Raw genomic sequence first — 12,157 nt, 5'->3', positions numbered from 1 at the left:
ACGTACGGTGGTGTGAGAGGACGGCGGATGTGAATCCGCCTCCTACTCTATGCCTGACCGGTTCATCGGAAAAGTCCTGAGCCCCGGCGGGTAACGCACTGACATACATTGGGACGGAACGCGATGTTTAGCCCTGCCACTGAACAGGCCAGAGCCAGTCGGCTCGCTGAACCAGGGGTGAGGATATGTTGAGTTCACGATTACTGGCGCCGGGTGGCGCCATTGCGTACAGCGCGGTGGGGCAGGAACCACAGCCTGTCGAGGCGGTGTCTGGCAGCGCGGCCATCAAGCGGCTGCTTGAGGACTTGTTCGAGGCCCACCGGGACAACAAGCCCCAGACGGCCCGCGACCTGCGTGACACGTTGAATGGCCGCCGGGAAAACCAGGGCGATAGAGCCATCAAGGACGTCCTGGGTGAAATGATCGAAAACGCGGACACACCGCAAGCCCTGCGCGATTTTCTGCGCTGGTTGCTCACGCAGTTGTTCCCCGAGGATGATCCTGCCCCATCACCTTCGCCTGGCCTGGGGCCGCGGGCCAACCGAAGCGATTTCCCGCCAGGTGAGGTGATGAGCAACAAGCCCATCACCGAAGGGGCGAAGCATTTCAATTACACGCCCGATACCCGCAACCCTGGAAAGAAACCGGACAACATCTGGAGTGGCTTCAGCCAGGGCCCGGACGGCAATTGCGTGACCGTGTCGGCCATCAAGGCGGCCATGATGCGCTTTGGCCAGAAACCGACCGACGTGTTCCAGGAGGTCAAGGAAAACGGCAGCGGTTTTGACGTGACCCAGCGCGACGGTTTCAAGCTGCACCTGTCGGCCAACGAGCTGCAAATGGCCGCCCGTGAAGCGCGTTTCAAGGGCGATGACCCGGGCATGATGACCGACGCCAACTTCATGTACGCCGTCAGCGCCAAGCGGGCGCAACTGGAAAACAACGATGGCGTGGCCGGCCGCAGTTACAGCGCAGCGTTACGCAGCCTGAACGACGGCGAACACAGCCGCGAAGGCCTGGACCGCTTGGGGTTGCGCAACCATTACCGCGCCGCAACCCGTGCCGACTTGGCCAATGGAAGGTTGGGCACCGTGGAATACGGTGGTCACTCGATGGCGGTGATTGGCGGGCGCGTCGAGCTGTGGGGCACACGTGGCGGTGTGCCTGAGGAGGGGATCGCGACGGTGCTGTTTTAAGCGCGGGTTTTTTGCGGGCAAAAGAAAACCCCCGTTAAATCCGACGGTACGCCGGGTTTAACGGGGGTTTTTCGATCCCGGGCAATCAGGCCCGGGACCGGTTCAGCTTATTGGCACGCTTCGCAATCCGGCTCGTCGATCGCGCAGGCCTTTGGCACGGGGGCCGGGCCGGCCGGTGCGGCGAGCACCGAATCGTCACCGTGGTTGCCGCCAGCAGACACCGCGTTCAGCTTGCCGGTGTTGATGGTCGACTTCTCGGTGCTGGTCGCGGCCAGGGCACGGAGGTAGTACGTGGTTTTCAGGCCACGGTACCAGGCCATGCGGTAGGTCACGTCCAGTTTCTTGCCCGAAGCGCCCGCGATGTACAGGTTCAGCGACTGAGCCTGGTCGATCCACTTCTGGCGACGGCTGGCCGCGTCGACGATCCACTTGGTGTCCACTTCGAATGCGGTCGCGTAGAGCGCTTTGAGCTCTTGCGGGATGCGCTCGATCTGCTGCACCGAACCGTCGTAGTACTTAAGGTCATTGATCATGACCGAGTCCCACAGGCCACGGGCCTTGAGGTCGCGGACCAGGTACGGGTTGATCACGGTGAATTCGCCCGACAGGTTCGATTTCACATACAGGTTCTGGTAGGTCGGTTCGATCGACTGCGACACGCCGGTGATGTTGGCGATGGTGGCGGTCGGTGCGATGGCCATGATGTTGGAGTTACGGATGCCTTTTTGCACACGGGCACGGACCGGTGCCCAGTCCAGGGTTTCGTTCAGGTCAACATCGATGTACTTCTGGCCACGCGCCTCGATCAGGATCTGTTGCGAATCCAGCGGCAGGATGCCCTTGGACCACAGCGAACCTTGGAACGTGTCGTAGGCGCCACGCTCGTCAGCCAGGTCGCAAGAGGCCTGGATCGCGTAGTAGCTGACCGCTTCCATCGATTTGTCGGCGAACTCCACCGCAGCGTCGGAGCCGTAGGCGATGTGTTGCAGGTACAGCGCGTCCTGGAAGCCCATGATGCCCAGGCCAACCGGGCGGTGCTTGAAGTTGGAGTTCTGCGCCTGTGGCACCGAGTAGTAGTTGATGTCGATGACGTTATCGAGCATGCGCACGGCGGTGTTCACGGTGCGTTGCAGCTTGGCGGTGTCCAGCTTGCCGTTGACGATGTGGTTGGGCAGGTTGACCGAACCCAGGTTGCACACGGCGATCTCGTCCTTGTTGGTGTTCAAGGTGATCTCGGTGCACAGGTTCGAGCTGTGGACCACGCCCACGTGCTGCTGCGGGCTGCGCAGGTTGCACGGGTCTTTGAAGGTCAGCCATGGGTGGCCGGTTTCAAACAGCATGGACAGCATTTTGCGCCACAGGTCTTTGGCCTGGATGGTCTTGAACAGCTTGACCTTGCCCGGGTACTCGGTGAGGGCTTCGTAGTACTCGTAGCGCTCTTCGAAGGCCTTGCCGGTCAGGTCGTGCAGGTCCGGTACTTCGGACGGCGAGAACAGGGTCCACTTGCCGTCATCGAAGACGCGCTTCATGAACAGGTCCGGGATCCAGTTGGCGGTGTTCATGTCGTGGGTACGACGACGGTCATCACCGGTGTTCTTGCGCAGCTCGATGAACTCTTCGATGTCCATGTGCCAGGTTTCCAGGTAGGCACACACCGCGCCTTTGCGCTTGCCACCCTGGTTCACGGCCACAGCGGTGTCGTTCACCACTTTAAGGAACGGCACTACGCCCTGGGACTTGCCGTTGGTGCCCTTGATGTACGAACCCAATGCGCGCACCGGGGTCCAGTCGTTGCCCAGGCCGCCGGCGAATTTGGACAACATGGCGTTGTCGTGGATCGCGTGGTAAATGCCCGACAGGTCGTCCGGTACGGTGGTCAGGTAGCAGCTCGACAGCTGCGGACGCAGGGTGCCGGCGTTGAACAGGGTCGGAGTCGAGGCCATGTAGTCGAAGGACGACAACAGGTTGTAGAACTCGATGGCGCGGTCTTCTTTGTTCTTCTCTTCGATCGCCAGGCCCATGGCCACGCGCATGAAGAAGATCTGTGGCAGCTCGAAACGGATACCGTCCTTGTGGATGAAGTAACGGTCGTACAGGGTTTGCAGGCCCAGGTACGTGAACTGCTGGTCGCGCTCGTGGTTGATGGCCTTGCCGAGTTTTTCCAGGTCAAACGTCGCCAGCACCGGGTTCAACAGTTCGAACTCGATACCCTTGGCGATGTAGGCCGGCAGCGCCTTGGCGTACAGGTCGACCATTTCGTGGTGGGTGGCGCTTTGGGCGACGCCCAGGAAACCCAGGCCTTCGGCACGCAGGGTGTCCATCAGCAGGCGGGCGGTCACGAACGAGTAGTTCGGCTCGCGCTCAACCAGGGTACGGGCGGTCATCACCAGGGCGGTGTTGACGTCGTTCAGGGCCACGCCGTCGTACAGGTTTTTCAGGGTTTCACGCTGGATCAGCTCACCGTCGACTTCTTCCAGGCCCTCGCAGGCCTCGGTGACGATGGTGCTCAGGCGGCCCAGGTCCAGCGGCGCGAACGTGCCGTCAGCCAGGGTGATGCGGATCGACGGGTGAGCCTGCACGGTGGCTTCGGCCGGGGCGCGCACGGCACGCTCCTTGGAGCGGGCGTCACGGTAGATCACGTAGTCGCGTGCCACTTTCTGCTCGCCGGCGCGCATCAGGGCCAGTTCGACCTGGTCCTGGATTTCTTCGATGTGGATAGTGCCGCCCGACGGCATGCGACGCTTGAAGGTCGCGGTGACCTGTTCGGTCAGGCGGGCAACGGTGTCGTGGATGCGCGACGAGGCAGCAGCGGTGCCGCCTTCAACTGCAAGAAACGCTTTGGTGATGGCGACGGTGATTTTGTCATCGGTGTAAGGAACGACAGTGCCGTTACGCTTGATCACACGCAGTTGGCCGGGTGCAGTGGCGGACAGATCCAGGTTCGAATCGGCGGCCTGCGGCACGGAGCCTTGCGGGTTCTCGCGAGTTGTGTCGGTTTGCATGGGGGTTGTCTCCACGTTCTATATTTATTGGGGCACCATCAAGGCGCCCACCGTTCCGTCCTGAAGCACTTACAACAGACCAAGGCCTGGCATAACAACTTCGGGACAGGAGGAAGGGGGCTGTTCGCGCCGCTTCCATGCCGAAGTCTTCGGTAGAGCCTGCGCCCTTTACCGTATTCCTGATGGGTGACAGTTTGCGTGCCCTGGCTAAACACACGCTGTAACACCCGTACCGTTCTCTCCCGTCGGGCTTGAAAACGGCTGCCATCCGCGTGCGCGGTTTGGGCTTTCGAAAAAGGCTTTAGTTCAACCAAACGCGCGCAAGAAAGGGCTTGAGTTTCTTGTCTGACTTGTGTTTGGTATTTTCGCCTGAACCCCTACATGTAGGGTTTTTTTGGCGACAAGCTACAAGATAATGCGTTTTTGGCACCTTAGCAACGCATGACCTGTGGATAACGCTGTGGGTAAAATGTGTATGAAAGGTGGAACAGGCGTGTAGGCCGCAGTACTGCTGCATCGCACCGTTTGTCACTGAATATTCCAAGGTAAAAACCGGTGCGCCGGTTTTTGCGGGCGCGAACCCTATCACAAAAAAACACGATGTCCGAACGCATTTGCGCGCTTGTGCTACCGGGCTGGCGCATTGCTACAATCGGCGTCGATATGCCCCCCTGTAACGACAATAAAACTAAGGACATGGAGGTCTTCCGTGGAGCAAGAAGCCTGGCAGGTATTGATTGTCGAGGATGACCAGCGGTTGGCTGAGCTGACCCGGGATTACCTGGAAAGCCACGGCTTGAACGTGGCGGTGGAGGGCAACGGTGCGCGGGCGGCGCAACGCATCATTGCCGAGCAGCCGGACCTGGTAATCCTCGACCTGATGCTGCCCGGCGAAGACGGCCTGAGCATCTGCCGCAAGGTGCGCGCGCACTACGAGGGCGTGATCCTGATGCTGACCGCCCGCACTGATGACATGGACCAGGTCATGGGCCTTGATATGGGCGCCGACGACTACGTGTGCAAGCCCGTGCGCCCGCGCCTGTTACTGGCGCGCATTCAAGCGCTGCTGCGCCGCAGTGACAGCCCGGAGCCCGCCACGGCGGATAAACAACGGCGCTTGCAGTTCGGCCCGCTGGTGGTGGACAACGCCCTGCGCGAGGCATGGCTGCATGAGGCGGGCATCGAACTGACCAGCGCCGAGTTCGACCTGCTGTGGCTGTTGGTGGCCAATGCCGGGCGCATCCTGTCCCGGGAAGAACTCTTCACTGCCCTGCGCGGCGTCGGCTATGACGGCCAGGACCGCTCCATTGATGTGCGCATCTCCCGCATCCGCCCGAAAATCGGCGACGATCCGGACCACCCTCGACTGATCAAGACCATTCGCAGCAAAGGTTACCTGTTCGTCCCCGAAGCTGCCGCCGAACTGACGCCGTGAACTCCATCTTCCTGCGCATCTACGGCGGCATGTGCGCGGCGCTGGTGCTGGTCGCCCTGCTGGGCGTGCTGGCCTTGCACCTGCTTAACGAAGTGCGCAGCGGCCAGTACCGCGAGCGGCTGGCCCACGGCACCTTCGCGTTGATGGGCGACAACCTGCAACCCATGAGTGCCATCGAACGGCGCCGGGCCCTGGCGGTGTGGGAACGTTTGCTGGGCATCCCGCTGCAGCTGCGCCCGATGAGCGACGCCCATTTGGATTTGAGCCAGCGCAACCGCCTGCAACGCGGCCAGGTGCTGGTGGAACAGACCGGGCCCCATTCGGCGCGGGTGCTGCGTTTGATCAGTGAAGAGGAGCAACTGCTGCTGAGCGGAGAAGTGCAGCAGATCAGCGAGCAGTTGGCCCGTGCGACGATTTACCTGCTGGCTGACGAATTGGTGCGTTTCCCGGTAGCCGATCAGCCGCAAAGGCTTGCGTACTTAAAAGAGGCCAAGGGGTTTGGCTTCGATATGCACCTGATGACGCTCGACCAGGCCGACATGGACGACGACCAGCGCCGCCGCGTGGCGGAAGGCGACACGGTGATGGCCCTGGGCAAGGGCGGTGATTCGATCCGGGTGTTCGCGGGCATGGTCGGCACACCGTGGGTGCTGGAGATCGGCCCGCTGTACCAGATGAACCCCTACCCGGCGCAATGGCTGGTGCTGATCGCATTGATCGGCCTGACCCTGATCGGGCTGATCGTCTACTTCCTCGTGCGCCAGCTGGAGCGGCGCTTGAGCGGCCTGGAGGCAGCCGCAACGCGCATCGCCAAAGGCAGCCTGGAAGTGCGCGTGCCCGCCCGCGGCGCTGATTCGGTCGGGCGGCTGGCGGCGGCCTTTAATGGCATGGCTGAGCACCTGCAACGGCTGTTGGCGATTCAGCGCGAGCTGGTGCGGGCGGTTTCTCACGAGCTGCGCACACCGGTCGCACGCTTGCGTTTCGGCCTGGAAATGATCGGCGACGCCGCCACCCCCGAGGCCCGGCGCAAATACCTGGAGGGCATGGACAGCGATATTCAGGACCTCGACGGCCTGGTGGACGAGATGCTCACCTACGCGCGCCTGGAGCAAGGGGCGCCGGCGCTGAATTTCCAGCGGGTCGACCTCGATGCCTTGCTCGATCAGGTCATTGCCGAGCTGTCGCCGTTGCGCCCGCAGGTTCAGGTGGCGCGCGGGGTGTGCTTGTCTTCGGCGCATTGGGACGATGCCTGGGTCGAGGCCGAGCCGCGTTACCTGCACCGCGCCTTGCAGAACCTGGTGAGCAACGCCATGCGCCATGCCCAGGGGCAGGTGCTGATCAGCTATCAAGTGGGGCAGGTGCGTTGCCGCATCGATGTGGAAGACGACGGCCCTGGCGTGCCAGAAAGCGCCTGGGAGCGCATCTTCACGCCCTTCCTGCGCCTGGATGACAGCCGCACCCGCGCCTCGGGCGGGCATGGGTTGGGGTTGTCGATTGTGCGGCGGATCATCTATTGGCACGGCGGGCGGGCGTTGATCGGCAAGAGCAACAACCTGGGCGGCGCGTGTTTCAGCCTGAGTTGGCCGCGGGATCAAACCGAGCAATAGGGCGCTCAGGCGCTCACGGCCACCAGGCTCAACAATTGGCCGTCATTCACCGCAAACTGCGCCTGCAGCTCTTTGCCATGGCACCATTCATCGGACAGGTCCGTGAGCAGCCGCAGCGTGGCGTGGCCCGTGTCAGACCATTCCACCAGCTCGGCATGCTCGAAATAAAAGCGCTTTTGCACCAGCGGGTAGAGCGCCTTGAACAGGCTCTCTTTCGCCGAAAACGTCAGGGTGACCCACTGCGCGATATCACCGTTCATGCGCCGCATTTCGTCGGGCGTGAGAATCTCCCCGGCCAGCCGCTCGGCCCGCTCCAGCGGCAGCAGGTTTTCCAGGTCCATCCCCAACCCGCGCCACCGGGCCTTGTGCCCGACGATAGCGGCGGCTTGCCCGGTGCTGTGGGTGATCGAACCGCTGATATGCGCGGGCCAGACCGGCGCGCGATCCTCGCCAATGGCCGGCACGCAGTCGAGCCCGTCCAGCCGTTGCAACGCGGCCCGTGCGCACAGGCGCCCGGCCAGAAACTCCGCCTGGCGCTTGGGCACCGAGCGCTGGATGCTCGCGGGGGGCGCGATGGCGCAGTGCTGGAAGTCGCCCGCGGCCAACTGAGCAGGGTCGAAGTGGGTGCCGAAAAACACCGTGCCGGGCAGGGTATCGGGCAGCGACCAGTGGGTATCCAGTGGGGTGCAGCAAGCGGGTAGACGATTCATGCGCGCTAGTGTGCCGCGTTGGCCCCGGGCTGGATAGCCTGGCTGTCCCCTTATCTAAACAACTTGTTACACGGTAGCTTGCGCTGGTTCAGCCCCGGTTCAGAGAGCGTTCAGGGGGAGTTCAGGGGCGGCTCAGTAGTCTGGCCCGGTACTCAAAGCCCAACGCACAGAGGTATCACCATGTCTGCGATCAAGAACCTTGTGTTGGCCTTAACCATGCTCAGTGCCACTGCGGGCGCGCAGGCATCCGATGGCCCCTTTGCGGCGTTCGGCAACCAGAAGAGCAAAAAATCCAGCAGCCCGATTTATCGGGTGAGCATCGAGCACTTGCTCGCCCTGGGGGCGCCGTGGGGTGCGTCGTTGGGGCAGCAGGTGCCTAAACCGGCCTACCGCGTGGGCTATGAGAACCTGTCCGGCCATTTGAATGGCATAAAACTGCGCCAGCAAGACCTGCAGGGCCGCTATGATATACCCCAGTCGGAAAGTTGATTGCCTTGGAGAGCCTTATGAAATTGCTGGTTGTGGAAGATGAGGCGTTGCTGCGGCACCACCTGTTGACCCGCCTTACCGACAGCGGTCACGTGGTCGAAGCCGTGGGCAATGCCGAAGAGGCGCTGTACCAGACCGGCCAATTCAACCATGACCTGGCGATCATCGACTTGGGCCTGCCCGGCATGGGCGGCCTGGACCTGATCCGCCAACTGCGTGCCCAGGCCAAGACCTTTCCCATCCTGATCCTCACCGCCCGTGGCAACTGGCAGGACAAGGTCGAGGGCCTGGCCGCCGGTGCCGATGACTACGTGGTCAAGCCGTTCCAGTTTGAAGAGCTGGAAGCGCGCATGAACGCCTTGCTGCGTCGCTCCAGCGGCTTTACCCAGTCAACCATTGTGGCCGGCCCCTTGCTGCTGGACCTCAACCGCAAGCAAGCCTCGCTCGACGAGGCGCCGCTGGCGCTGACCGCCTACGAATACCGCATCCTGGAATACCTGATGCGCCATCACCAGCAGGTGGTCGCCAAGGACCGCCTGATGGAACAGCTCTACCCCGATGACGACGAGCGCGATCCAAATGTCATCGAAGTGTTGGTGGGGCGCCTGCGCCGCAAACTTGAAGGCCCCGGCGGCTTCAAGCCCATCGACACCGTGCGTGGCCTGGGCTACCTGTTTAACGAGCGCTGCCGTTGATCCGCTCGCTACGCGTACGCCTGATGCTGGCGGCCACCACCCTGGCCGTGTTGTTCATGCTGGCGTTGCTGCCCGCGATGCAGGGCGCCTTCAGCCTGGCCCTGCAGGACTCGATCGAGCAGCGCCTGGCGTCGGACGTCACCACGCTGATTTCTGCCGCCCGCGTCGATAACAATCGCTTGCTCATGCCGGCCCAACTGCCGGACGAGCGTTTCAACCTGACCGACAGCCGCCTGCTCGGGTACATCTACGACCGTGAAGGCCACCTGGTGTGGCGCTCGCGGGCCACCCAAGAAGAAAACATCAACTACAAACCGCGTTACGACGGGCGCGGCAACGAGTTCGCGCGCATTCGTGAGGCCAATGGCCAGGAATTCTTCGTCTACGACGTCGAGGTCAAGCTGCTGGGCGGCAAGAGCGCAGCGTTCAGCATCGTCGCGTTGCAGCCGGTACGCGAATACCAGCTGACCCTCGAAGGCCTGCGCGAAAACCTCTACCTGGGCTTCGGCGCGGCCCTGCTGGTGTTGCTGACCCTGTTGTGGCTCGGCCTGACGTGGGGCCTGCAAGCGTTGCGCCGGTTGAGCCAGGAGCTGGACCAGATCGAAGGCGGCACCCGTGAAAGCCTCAGCGAAGAACATCCCCGCGAATTGCTGCGCCTGACCGGCTCGCTCAACCGCTTGCTGCACAGCGAGCGCGAACAACGCACGCGCTACCGCGACTCCCTCGACGACCTGGCCCACAGCCTGAAAACACCCCTGGCGGTGTTGCAGGGGGTGAGCGAGGACATGGCCCTGCGCCCCGAGGACCGCGACCAGGCCTGGGTGCTGCAATCGCAGATCGAGCGGATGAGCCAGCAGATCAGCTACCAATTGCAGCGCGCCAGCTTGCGTAAAAGCGGGCTGGTCCGCCATCAGGTGCGGCTGGAGCCGGTGCTGCAAAGCCTGTGCGACACGTTGGGCAAGGTTTACCGCGACAAGGGGGTGCGGGTGTCCTTCGAGTTGCCGCCGGACTGCGATGTGCCCATCGAGAAGGGCGCCTTGCTGGAACTGCTGGGCAACCTGCTGGAAAACGCCTACCGGCTGTGCCTGAGTGAAGTGCGTATCACCTTGCACGAGAGCCTGGACGGGATCGAACTGTGCATCGAGGACGACGGCCCCGGCGTTCCACCCGACCAGCGCGCCCGCATTCTGCAACGCGGCGAACGGCTGGATCGCCAGCACCCGGGGCAGGGGATTGGCCTGGCGGTGGTCAAGGACATCATTGAAAGCTATGGCGCCCAGCTGACCCTCGGTGATTCGGTACTGGGCGGGGCGGCGTTCAGGATTCACTTTCCCGCGTTTTAAGCCCCCTCGACGGCCAGTGTGGCCGCCTGCATCGTTCCGGCAATAAGGCGGATATCCGCCACATTGCCGGACGAGATCCAGCCCCTAGGCGGAAACCCGCCACTGTCTGTAGGCCTTTGCCGAACCTGTAAAAACTCCCTACCACTCATGTCTAAAGGCCTTCAGCGCTTTTGCGTGGAAGTGGCACGGGCTTTGCGATAAGAAACGCAGATCTGCCCTGCGCAGCTCGCAAACAACAAATCCCTCCAAAGCAGGAGGGTTCGCAATTCAAGTGCCGTGGGCAATGGCGGATATTTGCCACGGGACGATTGAGGAACTTTGCAATGACGACTCGTCAGCCACTGTATAAATCCCTGTATTTCCAGGTGATCGTTGCAATCGTAATCGGTATCTTGCTCGGCCACTTCTACCCGCAGACCGGCGTGGCCCTCAAGCCGCTGGGTGACGGGTTCATCAAACTGATCAAAATGGTCATCGCTCCGATCATCTTCTGCACCGTTGTCAGCGGCATCGCTGGCATGCAAAGCATGAAGTCGGTGGGCAAGACCGGCGGCTACGCTCTCCTGTATTTCGAAATCGTCTCCACCATCGCCCTGCTGGTAGGCCTGGTCGTGGTGAACGTTGTGCAGCCGGGCGCCGGCATGCACGTCGATGTCACCAAGCTCGATGCGTCCAAAATTGCCACCTACGTGACTCAAGGTGCAGACCAGAGCGTGGTGGGCTTCATCCTCAACGTCATCCCGAACACCATCGTTGGTGCGTTCGCCAACGGTGACATCCTGCAAGTGCTGATGTTCTCGGTGATCTTCGGTTTCGCCCTGCATCGCCTGGGTGCCTACGGCAAGCCGGTGCTGGACTTCATCGACCGCTTCGCCCACGTGATGTTCAACATCATCAACATGATCATGAAGCTCGCGCCAATCGGTGCCCTGGGCGCCATGGCGTTCACCATCGGTGCCTACGGTGTGGGTTCGCTGGTGCAACTGGGCCAGCTGATGATCTGCTTCTACATCACCTGCGTCGTGTTTGTGGTGGTGGTACTGGGCGCCATCTGCCGCGCGCACGGTTTCAGCGTGTTGAAGCTGGTTCGCTACATCCGTGAAGAGCTGCTGATCGTACTGGGCACGTCCTCGTCCGAGTCCGCACTGCCACGCATGCTGGTAAAAATGGAGCGCCTGGGCGCGAAGAAGTCGGTTGTAGGCCTGGTGATTCCAACCGGCTACTCCTTCAACCTGGACGGCACCTCGATCTACCTGACCATGGCGGCCGTGTTCATCGCTCAAGCGACCGACACCCACATGGACATCACCCACCAGATCACCCTGCTGCTGGTGCTGCTGCTGTCCTCCAAGGGCGCTGCGGGCGTGACCGGTAGTGGCTTTATCGTACTGGCCGCTACCCTGTCGGCCGTTGGCCACCTGCCGGTTGCCGGCCTGGCGCTGATCCTGGGTATCGACCGTTTCATGTCCGAAGCCCGTGCACTGACCAACTTGGTGGGTAACGCAGTTGCCACCATCGTCGTGGCCAAGTGGGTCAAGGAACTGGACACCGACAAGCTGCACAGCGAGTTGGCTTCCGGCGGTACTGGCATCTCCGAAACCCGTCATGAAGATGACCTGGGTGTGGCTGAAGGCGCGGCCCCGGCCAACTTGAAGTAACCCGTCGATGGCGTGAAAAGCG

At 62.1% G+C, this 12,157-nt stretch carries 9 protein-coding genes; 7 read left to right on the top strand and 2 right to left on the bottom strand.

Features of this window, described 5'->3' with window-relative positions; all coding sequences use genetic code 11:
* The first annotated feature begins 185 nt into the window (after positions 1-185).
* Positions 186-1,196, top strand: a complete 1,011-nt coding sequence (locus tag ACW9H9_RS20565) for a hypothetical protein (protein WP_457344932.1) — start codon at positions 186-188, stop codon at positions 1,194-1,196.
* Between the two features lie 107 nt (positions 1,197-1,303).
* Here ACW9H9_RS20565 and ACW9H9_RS20560 read toward each other — a convergent pair whose 3' ends face one another.
* Positions 1,304-4,198, bottom strand: a complete 2,895-nt coding sequence (locus ACW9H9_RS20560; RefSeq protein ID WP_457344933.1) for a ribonucleoside-diphosphate reductase subunit alpha — start codon at positions 4,196-4,198, stop codon at positions 1,304-1,306.
* A 709-nt stretch (positions 4,199-4,907) separates the two neighbouring features.
* Between ACW9H9_RS20560 and ACW9H9_RS20555 the strand changes: the two genes are divergently transcribed.
* Positions 4,908-5,633: a response regulator gene (locus tag ACW9H9_RS20555; RefSeq protein ID WP_457344934.1), complete on the top strand. Its 726-nt coding sequence runs from the start codon at positions 4,908-4,910 to the stop codon at positions 5,631-5,633.
* The gene (locus ACW9H9_RS20550; RefSeq protein WP_457344935.1) at positions 5,630-7,240 is read left to right on the top strand and encodes an ATP-binding protein; all 1,611 of its coding nucleotides are present in this window, start codon (positions 5,630-5,632) and stop codon (positions 7,238-7,240) included. Before ACW9H9_RS20555 ends, ACW9H9_RS20550 begins: the two co-directional genes overlap by 4 nt.
* Positions 7,241-7,245: 5 nt before the next feature.
* On the opposite strand, the gene ACW9H9_RS20545 is transcribed toward ACW9H9_RS20550, so the two are convergent.
* Complete coding sequence (locus ACW9H9_RS20545; RefSeq protein ID WP_457344936.1) at positions 7,246-7,950, bottom strand: 4'-phosphopantetheinyl transferase family protein; 705 nt, start codon at positions 7,948-7,950, stop codon at positions 7,246-7,248.
* Positions 7,951-8,130: 180 nt separating this feature from the next.
* On the opposite strand from ACW9H9_RS20545, the gene ACW9H9_RS20540 reads away from it, so the two are divergent.
* The 4 genes from ACW9H9_RS20540 (at position 8,131) to ACW9H9_RS20525 (ending at position 12,135) form a co-directional block, all read left to right on the top strand.
* A complete protein-coding gene (locus tag ACW9H9_RS20540) occupies positions 8,131-8,439 on the top strand; it encodes a hypothetical protein (RefSeq protein ID WP_457344937.1) in 309 nt (102 codons plus the stop codon).
* 17 nt (positions 8,440-8,456) lie between these two features.
* Entirely contained in the window at positions 8,457-9,134 is a 678-nt protein-coding gene (locus ACW9H9_RS20535; RefSeq protein ID WP_457344938.1) for a response regulator, read from the top strand.
* On the top strand, positions 9,131-10,477 hold the full coding sequence (locus ACW9H9_RS20530) for an ATP-binding protein (protein WP_457344939.1): 1,347 nt from the start codon (positions 9,131-9,133) through the stop codon (positions 10,475-10,477). The genes ACW9H9_RS20535 and ACW9H9_RS20530 overlap by 4 nt, the downstream gene beginning before the upstream one ends.
* Positions 10,478-10,800: 323 nt before the next feature.
* On the top strand, positions 10,801-12,135 hold the full coding sequence (locus ACW9H9_RS20525; protein ID WP_457344940.1) for a dicarboxylate/amino acid:cation symporter: 1,335 nt from the start codon (positions 10,801-10,803) through the stop codon (positions 12,133-12,135).
* Positions 12,136-12,157: the final 22 nt, after the last annotated feature.

The organism is Pseudomonas sp. SDO5215_S409 (assembly GCF_054071325.1).
This window is presented reverse-complemented; position numbering and strand designations above follow the sequence as displayed.